This is a genomic window from Rheinheimera sp. A13L (genome assembly GCF_000217935.1).
Lineage (GTDB): Bacteria > Pseudomonadota > Gammaproteobacteria > Enterobacterales > Alteromonadaceae > Pararheinheimera.
Genome location: NZ_AFHI01000072.1, coordinates 38167 through 55339, shown reverse-complemented (window position 1 = coordinate 55339; position 17173 = coordinate 38167). Strand labels below are relative to the sequence as shown.

Sequence of the window (17173 nt, the reverse complement as noted above, 5' to 3'; positions counted from 1 at the left end):
AAGTGGATTGAAAAACGTAGGGGGCGGGTTTATCCCGAGCATTGTTTTACTGTGAAGGTTCAAACAAAGCCTTCTGGAGCAGGAGAAATGTTTAGATTTTATGCGACTTAATCGAAAACTCAAAACCACAAGCATGGGCGTATTTCACCAGCGTAGACCAGCTGGGGTTGGAGTTCCCTTTTTCTAAGCGGCTGATATTGCTCTTTTGTGTCTGCATACTTTGTGCAACCTGTTCTTGCGTGAGCCCGGCCTTAGTGCGCATGGAGAGGAGTTGATCGATAAAGTTAAATTCAGCTTCCAACTGCTCGTATTCAGCTTTCACTTCAGGATTGTCTAAAGCACGTTGTTTAAGTTTTTGCAGACTCATCAATGTTGAACCTCTTTTTGTCATTCGCGAGCAAGTTCCAGCTCATTTTTGGGCGTTTTTTGCGATTTTTTTACAAAGGCATGCAACACATAGATATGCTTGCCTTTTAAGTAACAAAATAAGCCACGCCCAATGCCTTCCTTGGCTTTAGCCCGTATTTCAAATAAGTCATCACCCAGAGACTAAGTTTAGTTGTGCTATCCCCTTGCGACAATATACCGAATAGGTCTTAACAGAATCTTTCATTGTAAAATGGAGCAAGGTTTTAGCCATCAAGCGCAGTTTATTCCATGGAATGACCTTACAGCCTTAAGCAGCTTATGGACGCTGATGACCCAGCGTCCAACAGCACCAAAACTACAAGGCTTTGTAGCTAACACCTGCCTCTAAACCGCAATTATGGTTTGTGGTGTTTTTAAAAGTGACTGGTATGGTTTGGCCGCAGGGTAGTTTGTTATAGCCAGGTGGCAGGTTGGGGCCACATTGCTGCACATCAAAATGTAAGTGCTGGCTTAATGTCTGGCCCGTATCACCACTGATAGCGATAAGGTCGCCAGCTTTTACTTTATCTCCTTCGTTCACTAAAGCACCGTTGTGAGTCAGGTGGAAGTAGCGCGCTATGGTGCCGTCACTATGGCGGATAAAAACGTAGTTTTCTTCTAAATCTTTGCCGTTACCATCATGAAATCTTTCCCGCACAGCCACTACTTCACCAGATCTTGAGGCCACTATTTTTGTGCCTATGGGCATATCAAAGTCGATAGCATAAAGACCAACACCCTGGTTTGATGCCCGGTAATGACCAGTCGAAACTACGACGGGAAAGGCTTCCCCCACCTGATAAGGCAATAGATAAGGGGAGCTTTGCTGCTCAGGGTAAACAGCGCAATCAACTTCTGGCTGAGCGCAAGCCATGGTGGATGCCAGAAGTAATGCGTTGATTATAAATAGTTTTTTCATCAATTTTATCCAGGGTAAAATAGCTTAGTCGCAATATTAAGGTTGAAGGTTTAAATCTGGTTACAAAATAATTTCTATTTAGGGAAAACTCAGATTTCATTGTGCTGATAGCTGTTTTATAACCTTTATTTATCATTTCAACTCAGCCACAAGAAGATCCCAGCAATTTATGCTAATTTGCCTGCGGTGTGCCATTTTGAAAAAGACTAGCCTGTGGACAGACGTCATTTTTTAACTTTAAGCAGTGCCGCTGCTTTAGCTACAGTCTCTGGTTGCCAGTTCAGCCCAGCCCTAGCTTTGCCTGAAGCTACTGACTGGCAGCAGCTGAAAGCCAGTTTTTCCGGCCAGTTATTATTTCCAGCAGATGCTGGCTTCAATCGTTTTTATAAAGCGGCCAATTCCCGTTACGACTCTGTTATTCCTGCTGTGATAGCGCGTTGTGCCACCAGGGCCGATGTGCAGCTGGTTTTAGCTTTTGCCCGCCGTTATCAATTGCCCATTACAGGCCGTAGTGGTGGTCATAATTATGCGGGTTACTCCAGTACTCAGGTTATTTTGCTGGATTTGGCTTTGATGGCCGATATTCAGTTTCAGCCAGAAGATAATACGGCCTGGATTGGCGCCGGAGCTAAATTAGGGGATGTGTACGACCAGCTTAGTCAAAAAGGCCGCTCCATTCCTGCTGGCAGTTGTGTAGGTGTGGGTATTGCTGGTTTAACTCAGGGTGGCGGTTTTGGCATTGCCGACCGCTTGTATGGCTTAACCTGCGATGCGGTGCTGGAGGCAGAAGTAGTCACAGTAGATGGCAAAGTGCTGTATTGCAGTGAGCAGCAAAATACTGATTTATTCTGGGGCTTAAAAGGTGGTGGTGGTGGCCAGTTTGGCATAGTCACCCGCTTTAAATTTCAAACCTTTGCCAGCAGCGATATCTTAAGTTGCAGGGCTTCTTTTGCACTGAAAGATGCGTTGCCTGTGCTGAGTGCCTGGCAAAACTGGAGTCAGCAGTTACCAGAACAGCTATGGTCGCAAGTTGCTTTATGGTGGCGCGGCGACACAAAGCGTGAACCGGTGGTGCAAATACGGCTGACCAGTTTAGGCTTAGCTGAGCAGGCAGAGCAATTATGGCAAAATTGGTTGCAGCTTTTGAAGGTAGAGCCGCTGACCCAGGAAGTGGCTTTGCATCCATACCGGGATTTTATGCTCAGTGATTGTGATGGGTTGGAGATGCCTGAATGCAAACTGCCGCATCAGTCGGAGCAGGCCAAACTCAACCGCACTGCTATGGCCGGTAGTTCGGACTTTTTTAATCGGTCTATTAATCAGGCTGGTTTAACGGCTTTGCTGGAACAGGTGCAGTTACGTCAGCAACAAGGACTTTCAGGCGGTATTTTATTAACGCTGATGGGCGGTGCAATCCGTTCAGTAGCTACAGATCAAACTGCTTTTGTGCACAGAGATGCAGTATTTTGTGCCCAGTATATGGTGAGTTACCCTGTGGGTACTGATGAAACTTTACTGCAAAGTGCCGCGCTTTGGGTCAATCAGATGCGTTCTGTAATGCAGCCCTACAGCACAGGTGGTGCTTATTTAAATTACACAGACGCTTTGCTTAAAAACTGGTCTGATGCTTATTATGCTGGTCATTACAGCAAACTACAGCAACTCAAAGGCCGTTACGATCCACAGCAGTTACTGCGGTTTGCTCAAGGCATCACACCAGCCTGAACTAAGAGGGATATCAAAAAATGAAGTGTAAGGCATTGAATTTATTATTTTTGTCATTAACTCTGTCGGCTTTTAACCTGGTGGCTGAACATCAGATCGACAGTACAGATTTTGTAGCTGATGGTGTTTTTCATGCCGCTATTGAAGGCCCGGCCACAGATAAAGACGGCTATCTGTATGCCGTAAATTATGGCGTTGAGGGCACTATAGGCAAAGTCAGCCCTGAAGGTGAAGTGAGCTTAGCTCTGACTTTACCTAAAGGCAGCATTGGTAACGGCATACGTTTTGATCAAAAAGGTCTGATGTATATAGCCGATTACACAGGCCATAATATCTGGCGTTATGACGGAAAGCAGCTGCAATTACATGCCCATCAACCTTTGATGTTTCAGCCTAATGACTTAACCATAGCCAACAACGGCGTGATTTTCGCCAGCGATCCGGACTGGAAAAACCGCAAAGGCCAGTTGTGGCGTATTGAAACAGACGGCAGCTCCAGTCTGGTTGAAGCAGAGATGGGCACCACCAATGGGGTGGAAATCAGCCCTGACCAGACCAGACTTTATGTTAATGAAAGCGCGCAGCGCAGAGTCTGGGTTTATGATCTGGATAAAAAACTGAACGCCAGCAATAAAAGGCTGTTGATCCAGTTCCCTGACTTTGGTTTAGACGGCATGCGCTGCGATGCAACAGGTAATCTTTATATAGCCCGTTATGGCAAAGGTGTGGTTGCCAAAGTAAGCCCTGACGGCACATTACTGAAAGAATACAAGTTAAAAGGAGAGTTTCCGACCAACGTCACTTTTTCGCAAAAAGATCCAAGCTTGTTGTATGTCACTATGCAAAAACGTGGTGCTGTGGAGCTGATTAAGCTTTAATGCAAAAAGCTGCTTTTCAGCAGCTTTATCCGGAATGAGCTGTGCTTAATGCACCTGATAATGGCGGCAGAAAAAGTCGATCACTTTGTCCGGATCAGGCCGGGTTACCATTTTATGTTTTACGGCTAAACCTGCGGCCAAAGCTCGTAAGGTGACATCTAAAGGCGCACCTGCAGGTTTTTCAATTTGATAATTCTGGAACAAAAAGTTAATAGCTGCTCCTGCATAAGAGTTGACCGAATGCGAAGGCAGCAAACGCAATTCCTGGAGCCTTACTCCAAGTTCACGCATTCTTTGTAAGCGGCTGGCTTCGTTCATTTCTGTCTCCCTTCAAAAGCAGTTAAACCTGATGCTTATATATCTGCTGTGATCGGGAAAGCTTTAGTGAATTTATGAGATGTGGGACAGAGTTAAATAAGCGATTTACGTTGAGTCCTTTATACATAAGAAAAAATCAGAACTGTGGAGTTGTCAGGCCAAAAGCACATGGGCGAGTGTGGATTACTCTCCGGCATGATTAAAAGGCTAGTCACTTTTATAGTTTGCTTATAATGAGTTGCTGTTTTAGGTAAATTTGATTAACTTAGAACCTGGTCTGAAGAGAACACCTAATGTTGTACTCTTGGTCCAAATTTTATGTGTTGAGACAATTTTCTTTGGCAGGATCCACTGTTAACCGCAACTCGGCACACTCCCAAATATCAGGCTTAAAGGATTATCAAGCAGTGAAGAGTGAATTACGATTAATCAAAAACGCTACAGAATATGTACCCTCAGAAGAACTTACCTGTATTGATAAAGGTGTTCGAGGTATCTACGTTCTTTATAAACGCAGAGGCTTCAAAAATGATGATTCTCATCATTATGACGTCGTTTACGTTGGAATGGCCAGAAGAAGTATTAAGGAGCGCTTGGAATCTCATTTAAAATCTAAGGAAGGCCTATGGAGTCATTTTTCCGCTTTTGAAGTTTGGGACAACATCACTGATGTTGAAATAGAAGAACTTGAAGGCTTGTTCCGCCATTTATATCGATTTGACAGTAATGCAAATACATTAAATGTTCAACGCTCTTATAAACCACTTGCAGCAGTCTGTAAGAGAGAATGGCGAGACTAGCGGATGAAAGTTGAGCTCTGAAGGTATCTGCATTTGTTGTAGAGGAAAATGCCGCCATAAATCGGAATAGCCGACAGTGTGGAAGCAGGTCTTTGGAGGTACTGATGATTGTGGTGTGGAAAATGCCGCCATAAATCGGAATAACCGACAGTGTGGAAGCAGGTCTTTGGAGGTACTGATGATTGTGGTGTGGAAAATGCCGCCATAAATCGGAATAACCGACAGTGTGGAAGCAGGTCTTTGGAGGTACTGATGATTGTGGTGTGGAAAATGCCGCCATAAACCAGGAGACCTGACAGAGAGAGGTCTTTGGAGGTACCTATACTCTGTGGCGGCTTTCAAAACCCCGTTCCGCGGGAATGAATACGAAACGGGGAAAACCAGAAGAAAACATCTTTGCCGTGCTGCTACTGCGGCACGGCAAAGGTCGATCAGGCATACATACGGTCAAAAATATTCAAAAAAGTCGGTGCTTTTTCAATATGAACCGGAATATGCAGACGGCTGGCGATATCACTTGCGGATATCACTCCCCGAATATGGTGAGACTCGGTATCAATGACTAAACAATACTGCTCACCATTGTGTTGCAGAGTATTTAGCACATCGCCGATAGAGCAGTGTTTCACTTGTTGATAAGCCAGGGCTTTGATTTTGTCGCGTGGACGCATTAAATCTGCCACTGTTAAATCAGTGCGATTTACACCTTTGCCTAAACGTTGCAGCACATTCTGGATAGACAACTGTTCGTAGCTGATTAAACCAATCATTTCCTGATTGGCGTCTATCACCAGTTTTAACTTGCTATGCTCATGATTCATCATGTCCTCTGCTTCGACAGCACAGGTACCGGCATCAATCATCATTGGGCTGTTGGTTTTAAAATCAGACAGGAAGTCCAGTGCTGCTGAATTTAAAGTAGCTTCGGCAAATTCAGCAGGCTGAACTAAATGATCTATTACATCAACGTTGAATAAATTTAACTTTTTCATAGAAACCTCTCATCAGTCCGCTCAGAGGCAGCGAACCGGATATCAATACAATCAATGGATGTCGTCAGATCTATGGCAATGAAGCCTGAAACTCTGACTATTTCAATGAATTAAGAGAGGTGCGAGGGTGGTGCGCGCGCTGCATAACAGCTTTGCTGCGCTTTATTGAAGTGGGTATCTGGCTGCTGATAAAAACGATTCTGAGCTACAGGAAATGCAAAGCTATTCCGGCAAACTGCGCTTTTATCATCATCAGTTGAAGTTTCTGTAGAGTCGGCATTGGAATGAGGGGCTGAGGCTACCAGAGCCACAGTGAAGTTTTTATTCGCTTGCTGTAAGTCTACCCAACTGCTGGACGCAGAATGGCCTGCTGAAGGAAACAGCAAACTCAGGTAAAACAACACTGCGATAAAACTTAAATACTTCATTTTTCGCGCCCGGTAAGAACCAATACAGCTTGGTCTTTGCCTGACTATAGCAGCGTTGTTTTTTAAAATGCAAATAAAAAATGAAAAAAGTGATAAAGGTGAAGCTATTGATCGACACTTTCCTTGTGTCAGATCAATAAAAACCTGCGGTCGAGCAAGTGAAAACTGTTGATTTTTTTAGCGCTTTATAAAAACTTCATGCCCTGTTTTAACAGCCAGGCGATCAACAGTAAAGTTAAAAAACCAGTCAGGTACAGCACCACAAACCACTGACCCTGGGAAAGTTTATTTAACCATTTCATCAGTAACCCTCCTGATAATCTTCGATTTTTCCGGCAAAAATTTTATAGCCCCATAAAGTGTAAGCACAAATAAGAGGTAAAAAAATAAAGATGCCGGGCAGCATAAACATCAGGCTGCTGTCAGGCGCGGCGGCTTCCAGATAGGTTAATTGTCGTGGCAACAGGTAAGGGAATACGCTGATTAGTAAGCCTACAAAAGCCAGCAAGAACAAGGTTGCAGCCAGCCAGAACGGCCTGGCTTCATGACGTTGCTGCACTGCTGTTTCCGCCTGATGGCAGCGGTTCACCCGGCCTAAGTCGCGGAATAATAAACGGGCGGCAAGCACCGACAACAGAGGCAGTGGGATTAACCATAAAGCGTGCCAGCCGCCAAACCAACGAACCCTTATTTGAGGTTCAATCCAGACAGTCCAGAGACTGACCAGCAGCATGGATAACATCACAATCAATAGTAAACGCTGGCCATAACGGGCTGCTTTGTGCTGCAACTCGCCACGGCTTTTCATCACCAGATAACAACAGGCCAGCAGGGCATAACCCGCCATTACAGCTAAACCACAAAATAAGCTGAAAGGACTAAGCCAGCTGAAACTGGACTGATCAATAAAATCCGCTGGTACACCTTGTACTAAAGTGCCCAGCATCAGGCCCTGACAAAAGGCGGCTAAGCTCGAACCTATAGCAAAAGCTGTGTTCCAGTATTTCTTTGACGTGTCTGATTTAAAACGGTATTCAAAAGCCACACCACGGAAAATCAAGCCTATCAACATCAGCACTATTGGCAGATAAAAAGTAGAGGCAATAGCGGCGTAAGCGGCCGGGAAGGCACCAAATAATATGACGCCACCAAACACCAACCAGGTTTCGTTGCCATCCCAGACGTGAGCGACAGAACGCATCAGGTGATCGTGTTCAGCGTCACTGTTAAACCAGGGATACAAAATACCCATGCCTAAGTCAAAACCATCCAGCAGCACATACATCAGAATGGCAAAGCCAAGCAGCAATAGATAAAACAGGCTTACACTCAGTTCCAGCTCCATTAGTTGGCTCCTTTTGGATCAGTGGCAGGGGAGTTTGATGTTTCAGCATCAGTGGCTAAGGTTTTGGTAAAAGACAGCGCATAACCTGAAGCTTTTACGCCTATACGTTGTTGTTGCAGATGATCGACGGGCGCCGGGCCTTTTTTAATCAGCTTACGCATAAAGTACAGATACACGCCAAACAGCAAGCTGTAGGTCAGTACAAACAAGGTCAGCGAAAACAGCACCCGTTCAGCAGGCAAAGGGCTGACCACTTCACTGGTACGAACCAAACCATAAATAATCCAGGGCTGACGACCAATCTCAACCACATACCAGCCCGCTAATACGGCGATAATGCCTGTAGGAGCCATAAAGCTGACAGGCCAGAGGAACCAGTTGCTTTGATACAAAGTGCCACGCCAGCGCAGATAAGCGCCCAGCAGCGCAACGCCTATCATCAGCATGCCAATACCGACCATAACGCGGAAGCTGAAAAACACCATAGGCACATTAGGTCTGTCGGCTGCAGGCACTGATTTTAAGCCTTGCAACTCGCCATCCCAGCTGTGCGTCAGTATCAAGCTGGCCAATCCTGGCACTGCAACTTCATAGTGATTTTTTTCAGCTTTCATATCGGGTAAAGCAAATAATAACAGCGGTACATTGGCTTCTTTTTCTGCCCAAATTCCTTCCATAGCCGCCAGTTTCACCGGTTGGTGTTCTTTCACATTTAAGCCATGTAAGTCACCCACCCAGGCTTGCAGCGGGGTCAACACCAAAGCTATCCATAAGGTCATAGACAAACCTTTGCGGCCAAAATCTATATGTTGGCCTTTACGCAAATACCAGGCATGAGTGGCCATCACCACAAAAGTGGCGGTGATAAAAGCGGCTAATAACATATGGAAAAAGCGGTAAGGCATCGAAGGGTTAAAAATTACTTCCATCCAGCTGACGACTTCAAATTTGCCATCAACAAACTGATGCCCTTGTGGGGTTTGCATCCAGGAATTGGCTGCAATAATCCAGAACGCAGAGATCCAGGTGCCTACTGCTACTGTGACTGTGGCGAAAAAGTGCATTTTAGCGCTGACACGTTGCCAGCCAAATAACATCACACCTAAGAAGCCAGCCTCAAGGAAAAAGGCTGTCAGCACTTCATAGGCCATTAAAGGCCCAATCACTGCACCGGCCATTTCGGAAAATTTGGAGAAGTTGGTGCCAAACTCATAAGACAAAACAATGCCGGACACCACCCCCATACCAAAGGTAATGGCAAAAGGCTTAATCCAGAACTTAGCCAGTTGCAGATACTGCGGATTGCCGGTTTTCAGCCATAAGCCTTCCCAGATCGCAATCAGCGTGGCTAAACCTATGGTGATAGAAGGAAAAATAATATGGAAGCTTACCGTAAAAGCAAACTGGAGCCGGGATAGAATACTGACATCAAGTTCCATAACTACCTCAGTCTTTAGACGTTTTGATCCGGCTTAGCACCGCAGGCGCAAGCGCAACAGATAACAACAGCAACATGGTTAGCAGTTCGGCCGCAAAAATAGACAGGTCAGGCATAGTGTTCTCTTTGTTGACAAGTTATGCAGCATTCAGGCTGCTTAGCTTTGTAGTGCCAGAATCAGGCCATAATTTCATGTGTTTGTAACGCTATGATTTTAAATGAATAAAATTTAGTGTTTGCAGGCGGTGTTAACTTTGTTTACGCTTTAAAGCCAAAGTGGTGATAACTAAGTTGACGGTAAACTGTGGATTTGATTTTAGCTTTTGAGCTGATGATGTTAGTCACCAGTGCTTGTGCTGCGTTGATGTCGGGTTGGTTATGGTGGCATTCGCGTTATCAGCGCACGCTGGCAGGCCTTGCTGGCTTTGGTGCCATGATGGCGCTCTGGTGTCTGGGTCATATTTTTGTATTACATAATGAACCGCAGTTAGGCCGCTATTTATTATTGGCTAATCCCTTGATGCCGACCTTTTTTCTGCATTTTGCGTTGCGTTTTGTTGAACAGGATCAGGTAAAAGCCCCTTGGCTAGGCTGGGCTCGTCGCCATATTGGCTGGTTATATTTTCTGACCTCGCTAGTGGTGTTGCTGAGCTGGAGCCTTGATGCTGGTGATGTGCTGCAAAGTACTGCTTTGGGCCAGGTTTTTGTTTTTCATTCTTATGGTTTTTTAAATCTGCTCTACACAGTGGTTCTGGGCGTATTAGCCCATGCCGTCTTGTGGTACGGCTGGCGTTATCATCAGGGTAATAAAAAACGTTCTATAGTGGCGATGTTTTTGGCTGGCGGCTGGGGTTTATTGCTGGCGACCCCTGTGGTTTTCCCTTCCTTTGGGCTGGACTGGTTTCCTTATCCTATGTTGTTGTTGCCCAGCTATCCGGTGTTACTGGTTTATGGCGTAGTACGTTATCAGATGCTGGCGGTGAATGCGCTGGCCAACAGAGCCTTGCTTTGGCTGGTTATGTCCTTGTTATTGCTGTTGTTGATGGCGCTGGTTAGCTCGATTTTTGGCCAGTTGGGCATGCAGGCACTGGCGAATGTACCAGGCTGGCAGTTGTGGTTGTATTCCAGTCTGGTGTTGTTGTTAACAGCAGCTTGTTACCGGCCTGTAGCTAAACTGGCTGAACGCTTGATTTACCCTGGTGCCATTTTAGATCAGCTGTTGATCAGCACCTGGCGGCAGCAATTGGGGCAATGTCAGAACTGGACCCAATTGAGTCAAACCGCAGGTGAGTTGTTGTCGCAGACCCTGTCGCAAAAGGTGCAGGTGGAATTAGCTGCGGTTGTTGCAGGTGAGGAAAGTCAGCTGAAACTGCGCTGTTATATGCAGCAAGGTCAATGGCAAGTGCAGTTGTTGGGCTGGGATGATATGACACCTGGCATACGTTTAATGGCTGAAGTCTTTGGTTCTTTGCTTGGCAGCAGCTGTGAGTTACTGGCGCAATCGTTGCAACTGGCAGAAGCTGAAAAGCAACAGTTGTCGCAGCAACATCTGGTGGAAATGGGCGCTTTGGCCGCTTCTATGGCGCATGAGTTGCGTAACCCGCTGAATATTATTTCAATGGCATCCGCCGGTGTGGATGCTGAACTGCGTGGTCATATTCAGCAGCAACTGAAAAGAGCTGACCGGCTGATTTCCGATATGCTGGTGTACTCAGGCCGGTTACAGTTGCAATACAGTCAGATTGAACTGGAACCTTTGTTGCAAAGCTTGTTGCAGCAGTTTGACTGGCAACAGGTGCAACTGGAACTTCGGGTACCAGCTGGTTTGATGCTGCGGGCAGACCAGCACAGAGTGCAGCAGGTGTTTTTAAATTTGTTCGATAACGCCAATGCTTTTTTACGTAATCAGGCCAATGCGTCTTTACTGATTGAAGTAACACAGACCAGCGAGCAAATTCAGCTCAGAGTGCATAACAATGGCCCGGCTTTGGATGCCAGTTTAACCACTGAATTGTTATTCCGGCCTTTTATCAGCAAACGTAGCGGTGGTAGTGGTTTAGGTTTAGCCATAGTAAAACGTATTATGGATGCCCATCAGGGCCAGATCAGTTTCCGCACTGATTTGGGCTGGCCTGTCAGTTTTGAACTTCTGTTTCCCAAGGATACTCCTTATGTTTAGCGCAATAACGCCTGCACAGGCGCGCATTTTAATTGTCGATGATGAACCGGCCTTTCGTTTGTTAGCCGAGCGCTTTTTACAGCAACAAGGTTATCAGGTGGCTGGCGCTGCCAGTCTGGAAGAAACCCGTACTAAATTGCAGCAGTTTGATGCCGACTTAATTTTATTGGATCTGGCGTTGCCTCCGCAGTTTGACCCTGCCCATACGCTGGCTGCTGTGCCTGAATTCTCCAGCAGGCCTGTGATTATTTTAACGGGTCATGCTGAGCGGGAACTGGCGTTGCAGGCTATAGCTCAGGGCGCATGGGACTTTATTGCCAAACCCATAGATCCGGAATTATTGGCTGTAGTGGTCAAGCGCGCCATTACTAAACATCAGCTGGAAAAAGAGCTGAGTCAGTTAAAGCAAGGTTTACAGCAACATATTTTTTTGCCGAAGTTAGCTGGTCATTCGCGGCATATGGAAACAGTTCGTACCTTAGTGCAGCGTATAGCGCCCACTGAAGTGCGGGTGCTGGTGACTGGGCCTTCAGGGACGGGCAAAGAAGTGATTTCACGGGCTTTGCATGAGCTAAGTCCACGCGCTGGCAAAGCTTTTGTGTCTGTTCATTGTGGTGCGATTCCGGCTGAACTGCTGGAGAGTGAGTTATTTGGTTATATCAAAGGCGCTTTTACCGGTGCAGATAAAGATCGTCAGGGTTTATTAAAACTGGCGGATGGCGGCACTTTGTTTCTGGATGAAATTGGTGAAATGCCGTTGGCGATGCAGGTGAAATTATTACGGGTATTGCAGGAAGGTACTTTTTACCCTGTGGGTGGGCGCGAGCAGCAAAAAATCGATATCCGTTTAGTGTCGGCCACTAACGCCAATCTGCCGGATTTAGTCAAACAAGGTAAGTTCCGTGAAGATCTGTATTACCGCATCAAAGGGGTCACTATAGAAACAGTGGCCTTAGATGAGCGGCGGGAAGATATTCCTTTGCTGATCCAGTTTTTTCTGGAGCAACTTAGCCAGCAGTATGGCCACAAGCTGCAATTGGAATCGGCGGCTATCAGCTGGTTTTTGCAAAAACACTGGCCAGGTAATGTACGTGAGTTAAAGAATACGCTGGAAAGTGTCGCTGCTATAGCTCAGCAAGGTGTGATCCGGGTTGCAGATATTCAGCTGCTGCATCTGGAGCATCAAAGCACGGCAACAGAAAGCGAACTCTTGCCCGGAGCTGATTTAAGTAGTCTGGATGAACAGGTCAAAGCGCTGGAGATACGTTTAATTCAGCAGGCCATGGCACAACATAAAGGCAATAAGAGTCAGGCTTCCCGTATTTTGGGCATTTCGCGACAGGGTTTACTGAAAAAAATTGAGCGTTATGGCCTGACAGATGTGGGTGATGATTAAAGTTGCCTATACTCAAGTAGTTAGCCAAAAGGAGTGCGAGCTATGACCGATTTTATTGCCCATGGCAAATTCAGTGTTACACCCTATGGTGAAGTGCTGTTATGCGAAATTCAGGGAGCCTGGAATAAAGAAGGTTCAGAGCTGCTGATAGAGGAATTGAAATCCCTGGTACAGGGTTTTGCCGGTAAAAAATGGGCCCGAGTCATGGATATGCAAAGCTGGGAACTGTCGACTCCGGATGCGATCAGTCTGATGACTGATTTCAGTGCTTGGGAAGACCAACACGGCTGTGTATTGCGCTGTTATATTGGCTTAAACCCTATACAGCAGCAACTGCTGGAAATGAAATACCAGCATTCCCACAAGCCACAACATTTTAGCCACACAGATACAGCCCTGACTTACGCCAAACAATTTTTACAACGGCTCTGAAAAACCAGCCATGTCTGCATACCAGGCTTTAGTCAGCACTTTTTCCAGTGCTGCTGCGGCCGCATCTTTAATTGGCATATTCTGTTTACTGAGTTCGTAGTCCAACTGAGCAATTTGGGCTTTGTGGTTCATCATCATAGGTGGAACTTCAATCGTCAGACTGAGTTCTGCTGCCATCACAGCTGCAGGTTCATCTGCACGTATCACTTTGCAAATCGACAGCAAGACTTCGCCCTGGCGGCCGCGGTAACCTGCAGCACCAAACATACGGCATACAGCAGGTCTGTAGGCATAAATACCACAGTGGCCGCTTTTACGATCTGCTGAAGAGGGCTGATAAAAAAAACAGCTCTCCTGCTCGTGTTGTTGTAAGGCTTCGAGGGTGCTTTCTGCTGTGCCTTGTTCGTGTAAATAAAGTGCTAAAGGCAACATTTCAAGCACTGAGGCTTCAATGCCCGGATGCAGACAACATTCACCACAGCCAGTGCGGCAAAACAGCTTACGATCGTTCTGGTAACCACTATAAGTTTGAGCAATTTCGTCGTTGAGGATCATTAACTCAGAAGTGACTGCAAGCAGCTGCTGCATAGGTTCTCCGAACAAACAGCAAAACCCCACTGGGGCGGGGCGCTATTGTAATGACAGCGATTGAGACTCAGCAATAGGGCGCAAAAAATATACTTTGGCTGCTGAACATGGGGATTGTTGCTGGTTTTATTCTTGTTGATATAAGGGGCGGGGTTTGGCGATGCCGTAGCCTTGGGCGAAGTCTATTCCCATCTCTGTCAGTTTGTGACAAATCTCCATGTTTTCAACATATTCGGCTACTGTTTGGATTTTCATAGCCCTGGCAATATCGTGAATAGACTGCACTATGGCGCAATCAAATGGGTCGATCAGCAAATCGCGGACAAAGCTGCCGTCAATTTTGACAAAGTCGACGGGGAAGTTTTTCAGATAACCATAAGAGGAAAAACCACTGCCAAAGTCGTCTAAAGCAAACTTACAGCCTAAAGTGCGGAAATGGGAAATAAAATCCAGTGTCTGATGCACATTTAAAATCGCCATACTTTCGGTGATTTCAAAGCAGACCTTGGCAAAAGGAATTCGGTATTCACGAAACAACGAAGCTACATAAGCTTTAAACAGCGGGTCTGTTAATGAAGCACCGGATAAATTGATATTGGCTAAACCCAGTTCCGCCAAATGAGCAGGTTGTTGGGCCAGCCAGCGGAAATAGTTGCGGATCACCCAGCGGTCTATTTGTGGCATCAAGCCGTAACGTTCTGCCGAGCTTAAGAAATTGCCTGGTGCTATCAGCCCCTGATCCGGTAAAGATAAACGCAATAACAGCTCATAATGCAAACCCGGCTGAGCTTGCTGAATTGCAGCTATAGGCTGCATAAAAAGCACAAAATTATCTTGTTCCAGTGCTTGTCGTAAGGTTTTTAACCACTGAATTTCAGATTGATGCCGTTGCAGCTCTTCGTCATTGGCATTAAACATATGAATACGGTTACGGCCTTTTTCTTTGGCCACAAAACAGGCTGAGTCTGCTTGTTTTAACCAATGTTCAGTACTTTTATTGCCGTCTGAGTTTTCTGCCAGACCAATACTGACACTGATACTGAACACGCTGTCCTGCCAGATAAAACGGAATTCTTTCACTGTGTCCAGCAACTGACGGGCAATAGCAAAAGCTTCATTGCTGGTTAAATACGGCAGCAGCACCACAAATTCGTCACTTTCCAGCCGGGCTAAAATACCTCTGTTATCCAGTACTCTTTGCATTTGATTACTGACTTGGCATAACAAGGCGTCACCTGCTCTGTGGTCGCAGGTGGTGTTGATCAGTTTAAATTGATCTATGTCCAGATAAAGCAAAGTGGCTTTATGCTCAGACCGCAACGCCAGTTCCAGCTGCTCTATAAAATAATGTCTGTTGTACAAAGAGGTCAGAGGGTCGTGAGTGGCCAGATAAGCCAGTTGTTCAGTGTTTTGTTTGTGGGCTGTGATATCGACTATAGAGCCATGTACATAAGCACTTTGGACGCCATCTCCTTCTGCCAGCCTGGCCGACATTAAAGCCCAGAACGCCGAACCGTCGGAGCGTAAACCTCTGATTTCAAAATTCTTATTGTCACCTAACTGCAGTTGTTTCAGCATCTGCGCTCTGTCTTCCGGGTTGGCGTAATAACGCGCCATACTGGATTTTGCGACATCCTGCTGCATTTGCTGCAAATTTTGATAACCCAGCATAGTCAGCAAAGCCTGATTGGCGGTAATTAATTGGCCCTGCAGAGTGCTGGTAAACATACCTTCAACAGCGTTGTGATAAATATCGTAATACTGCTGCAAATGCGCATTCGCCAGACGCTGATGATCCTGACTTTGTTGTTGAGTGCCTTTGATATTTTGCAGCAAGCTGAAGCTCATCAGTGCCATGCTGCCCATCACAGCCATCAGCAACAAATAGTGCCAGGCCTGAGCTGTGGGTAAATAACCAATTTGGGACAAAGCCAGTACGACTATGCAACCAAAGAAAAATGCCCATCCTAAGGCAAAGGTTTTGGCGGTACGGTCGCCTTTAATAGCGTGCATCAAGGCAAACAGGGTGTTCACACCTAAACATAAAGCAGTTACCACCAACAAGCCCCAGAAACGCAATTGGTTATTGGTATAAAGTGGGCTAAATAGTAATAACAAGGCGCTTATTAGACATAAATAAAAACCAAAACGCCCCAGTATTCCACCTTGTTGTTTACGGACATGCCAGCTGAACAGGGTCAGGCAAGTGTAAGTTGCTCCGGCTGCCACATACAAAATAGCCTGATTAATTTCCGGATAGTCGGGCCAAAGCATCGCAAAAGCCAGGCCATTTAAAATGGCCAAAACCAGAGCGCAATTGATAAAAAAGCCTGAATAATACAAATACAGCCGCTGTTGCACTGAAAAAAACAAAAACAGGTTGTAGATAGCCATCAGCAATAAAACACCACACAACAGGCCATCCAGAATATTTTTATACAGCTGGTCCAGCACAAAATTATTGTGCTGCCATAAAGTCAGCTGCACTGGCGCCACTGCTGCATCCTGAACCTTGATAAAGAGATCAAGTTCCTGGCCTGGTTCAAAGTTGATTGGAAATGCGAAACTGCGGTAAGCCAGAGCGCGCTGATAAAAAGGCACCGAAGCGCCTGTGCTGCTTAACAGCTGCAGATCATTTTTTTCTCTGTTGTAGCTGTACACTTGCACCAGATCGGCCAGCGGAAAATCATAATGCAGCACAGTCTGAACAGGTGTTTGGCCTTTGTAGTGTAAACGGGTAAATAACCATAACGCCTGATCGGCACTTTGCAGCGACTTTTTGTATTCTGTGATCAGACGAAAAGCATGATGGCGCTCGGGGTCAAATATCAGCTCTTCCAGTGGCAAGGCTTTGTGGCTTTGTTGAAAATACAGCGCAGGCCCTAATTCCTGACGGCTAAGCTGTTTATCAAAGTGATTCACCTGAGCATGAAAAGCAAAAACATTGCCGCAGAACATCAGCAGCATCAGCCACCATAGCTTTAATACATGCTGAAGTTTTGCCGTCATCCGATCCTCAAATTACTGAATTCTTTTGCTAATTCTGACAGTAACATAGCGCTGCCTGCACTGTCAGCCGTCACCCAAAAACTTTCGCTATAGTCTTCATAACAAAATGTGAAAGTTTCATTAACGAAACTTAAACCTAGTTCTACCCTGTCTGCGCCGTAAGATAAAGTGCCGGTTCGGATTGAGTTTTGTTCAAACCACAGCTTGCACTGCTGTACCTGTTCAAATCGCATTGGCCATAAAGGGGTCAGCAACAGCTGTTTTTGTTCGATTTGCACTATAAAACTGTTGGTTAGGTTTTTATTCATAGAGCTTCCG

17 protein-coding genes are annotated in these 17173 nt (G+C 45.9%); 6 read left to right on the top strand and 11 right to left on the bottom strand.

Going from position 1 to position 17173, the window contains the following annotated elements; all coding sequences use genetic code 11:
* Positions 1-91 precede the first annotated feature (91 nt).
* The 3 genes from RHEIN_RS19760 to RHEIN_RS21400 form a co-directional block, all read right to left on the bottom strand.
* Positions 92-367: a helix-turn-helix domain-containing protein gene (locus RHEIN_RS19760; RefSeq protein WP_008900760.1), complete on the bottom strand. Its 276-nt coding sequence runs from the start codon at positions 365-367 to the stop codon at positions 92-94.
* A gap of 20 nt (positions 368-387) precedes the next feature.
* A complete protein-coding gene (locus tag RHEIN_RS20810) occupies positions 388-546 on the bottom strand; it encodes a type II toxin-antitoxin system RelE/ParE family toxin (RefSeq protein WP_083826353.1) in 159 nt (52 codons plus the stop codon).
* A gap of 178 nt (positions 547-724) precedes the next feature.
* Positions 725-1327, bottom strand: coding sequence for a M23 family metallopeptidase (locus RHEIN_RS21400; protein WP_008900759.1), 603 nt, complete (start codon positions 1325-1327; stop codon positions 725-727).
* Positions 1328-1540: 213 nt separating this feature from the next.
* Between RHEIN_RS21400 and RHEIN_RS19750 the strand changes: the two genes are divergently transcribed.
* Together RHEIN_RS19750 and RHEIN_RS19745 are read left to right on the top strand one after the other, a co-directional pair.
* Positions 1541-3052: an FAD-binding oxidoreductase gene (locus RHEIN_RS19750; protein WP_008900758.1), complete on the top strand. Its 1512-nt coding sequence runs from the start codon at positions 1541-1543 to the stop codon at positions 3050-3052.
* Between the two features lie 35 nt (positions 3053-3087).
* Positions 3088-3930, top strand: a complete 843-nt coding sequence (locus tag RHEIN_RS19745) for an SMP-30/gluconolactonase/LRE family protein (protein WP_202797850.1) — start codon at positions 3088-3090, stop codon at positions 3928-3930.
* 45 nt (positions 3931-3975) lie between these two features.
* Here RHEIN_RS19745 and RHEIN_RS19740 read toward each other — a convergent pair whose 3' ends face one another.
* Positions 3976-4248, bottom strand: coding sequence for a hypothetical protein (locus RHEIN_RS19740; RefSeq protein ID WP_008900756.1), 273 nt, complete (start codon positions 4246-4248; stop codon positions 3976-3978).
* A gap of 407 nt (positions 4249-4655) precedes the next feature.
* Between RHEIN_RS19740 and RHEIN_RS19735 the strand changes: the two genes are divergently transcribed.
* Positions 4656-5048, top strand: a complete 393-nt coding sequence (locus tag RHEIN_RS19735; protein ID WP_139056517.1) for a GIY-YIG nuclease family protein — start codon at positions 4656-4658, stop codon at positions 5046-5048.
* A 431-nt stretch (positions 5049-5479) separates the two neighbouring features.
* On the opposite strand, the gene RHEIN_RS19730 is transcribed toward RHEIN_RS19735, so the two are convergent.
* The 4 genes from RHEIN_RS19730 to RHEIN_RS19715 form a co-directional block, all read right to left on the bottom strand.
* On the bottom strand, positions 5480-6040 hold the full coding sequence (locus tag RHEIN_RS19730; protein ID WP_008900754.1) for a CBS domain-containing protein: 561 nt from the start codon (positions 6038-6040) through the stop codon (positions 5480-5482).
* A 110-nt stretch (positions 6041-6150) separates the two neighbouring features.
* Positions 6151-6468: a hypothetical protein gene (locus RHEIN_RS19725; protein WP_008900753.1), complete on the bottom strand. Its 318-nt coding sequence runs from the start codon at positions 6466-6468 to the stop codon at positions 6151-6153.
* A gap of 301 nt (positions 6469-6769) precedes the next feature.
* Entirely contained in the window at positions 6770-7813 is a 1044-nt protein-coding gene (gene cydB / locus RHEIN_RS19720; RefSeq protein WP_008900751.1) for a cytochrome d ubiquinol oxidase subunit II, read from the bottom strand.
* Entirely contained in the window at positions 7813-9252 is a 1440-nt protein-coding gene (locus RHEIN_RS19715) for a cytochrome ubiquinol oxidase subunit I (RefSeq protein WP_008900750.1), read from the bottom strand. The genes cydB and RHEIN_RS19715 overlap by 1 nt, the downstream gene beginning before the upstream one ends.
* A 303-nt stretch (positions 9253-9555) precedes the next feature.
* Here RHEIN_RS19715 and RHEIN_RS19710 point away from each other — a divergent pair, with 303 nt between their 5' ends.
* From RHEIN_RS19710 to RHEIN_RS19700, 3 genes are read left to right on the top strand one after another with little or no spacing between them, the layout of a single operon-like run.
* Positions 9556-11430 (top strand): sensor histidine kinase, encoded by a 1875-nt coding sequence (locus RHEIN_RS19710; protein ID WP_040555517.1) that lies wholly within the window; start codon positions 9556-9558, stop codon positions 11428-11430.
* Entirely contained in the window at positions 11423-12826 is a 1404-nt protein-coding gene (locus RHEIN_RS19705; protein ID WP_008900747.1) for a sigma-54-dependent transcriptional regulator, read from the top strand. The genes RHEIN_RS19710 and RHEIN_RS19705 overlap by 8 nt, the downstream gene beginning before the upstream one ends.
* Positions 12827-12868: 42 nt before the next feature.
* Entirely contained in the window at positions 12869-13258 is a 390-nt protein-coding gene (locus tag RHEIN_RS19700) for a hypothetical protein (protein WP_008900746.1), read from the top strand.
* Here RHEIN_RS19700 and RHEIN_RS19695 read toward each other — a convergent pair.
* The 3 genes from RHEIN_RS19695 to RHEIN_RS19685 all read right to left on the bottom strand — a co-directional run bounded on the left by RHEIN_RS19695 (position 13244) and on the right by RHEIN_RS19685 (position 17163).
* Positions 13244-13846, bottom strand: coding sequence for a YkgJ family cysteine cluster protein (locus RHEIN_RS19695; protein ID WP_008900745.1), 603 nt, complete (start codon positions 13844-13846; stop codon positions 13244-13246). The two genes, RHEIN_RS19700 and RHEIN_RS19695, sit on opposite strands and share 15 nt — an antisense overlap.
* 126 nt (positions 13847-13972) lie before the next feature.
* Complete coding sequence (locus RHEIN_RS19690; RefSeq protein ID WP_008900744.1) at positions 13973-16855, bottom strand: EAL domain-containing protein; 2883 nt, start codon at positions 16853-16855, stop codon at positions 13973-13975.
* Positions 16852-17163, bottom strand: a complete 312-nt coding sequence (locus RHEIN_RS19685) for a DUF3630 family protein (RefSeq protein WP_008900743.1) — start codon at positions 17161-17163, stop codon at positions 16852-16854. Before RHEIN_RS19685 ends, RHEIN_RS19690 begins: the two co-directional genes overlap by 4 nt.
* Between the last annotated feature and the right edge of the window lie 10 nt (positions 17164-17173).

What these genes read in the sequence shown, in the direction of transcription:
- RHEIN_RS19760 (WP_008900760.1), bottom strand. Translation starts at nt 367, where the DNA reads ATGAGTCTGCAAAAACTTAAACAACGTGCTTTAGACAATCCTGAAGTG.
- RHEIN_RS21400 (WP_008900759.1), bottom strand. Translation starts at nt 1,327, where the DNA reads ATGAAAAAACTATTTATAATCAACGCATTACTTCTGGCATCCACCATG.
- RHEIN_RS19740 (WP_008900756.1), bottom strand. Translation starts at nt 4,248, where the DNA reads ATGAACGAAGCCAGCCGCTTACAAAGAATGCGTGAACTTGGAGTAAGG.
- RHEIN_RS19730 (WP_008900754.1), bottom strand. Translation starts at nt 6,040, where the DNA reads ATGAAAAAGTTAAATTTATTCAACGTTGATGTAATAGATCATTTAGTT.
- RHEIN_RS19725 (WP_008900753.1), bottom strand. Translation starts at nt 6,468, where the DNA reads ATGAAGTATTTAAGTTTTATCGCAGTGTTGTTTTACCTGAGTTTGCTG.
- cydB (WP_008900751.1), bottom strand. Translation starts at nt 7,813, where the DNA reads ATGGAGCTGGAACTGAGTGTAAGCCTGTTTTATCTATTGCTGCTTGGC.
- RHEIN_RS19715 (WP_008900750.1), bottom strand. Translation starts at nt 9,252, where the DNA reads ATGGAACTTGATGTCAGTATTCTATCCCGGCTCCAGTTTGCTTTTACG.
- RHEIN_RS19705 (WP_008900747.1), top strand. Translation starts at nt 11,423, where the DNA reads ATGTTTAGCGCAATAACGCCTGCACAGGCGCGCATTTTAATTGTCGAT.
- RHEIN_RS19700 (WP_008900746.1), top strand. Translation starts at nt 12,869, where the DNA reads ATGACCGATTTTATTGCCCATGGCAAATTCAGTGTTACACCCTATGGT.
- RHEIN_RS19695 (WP_008900745.1), bottom strand. Translation starts at nt 13,846, where the DNA reads ATGCAGCAGCTGCTTGCAGTCACTTCTGAGTTAATGATCCTCAACGAC.
- RHEIN_RS19690 (WP_008900744.1), bottom strand. Translation starts at nt 16,855, where the DNA reads ATGACGGCAAAACTTCAGCATGTATTAAAGCTATGGTGGCTGATGCTG.
- RHEIN_RS19685 (WP_008900743.1), bottom strand. Translation starts at nt 17,163, where the DNA reads ATGAATAAAAACCTAACCAACAGTTTTATAGTGCAAATCGAACAAAAA.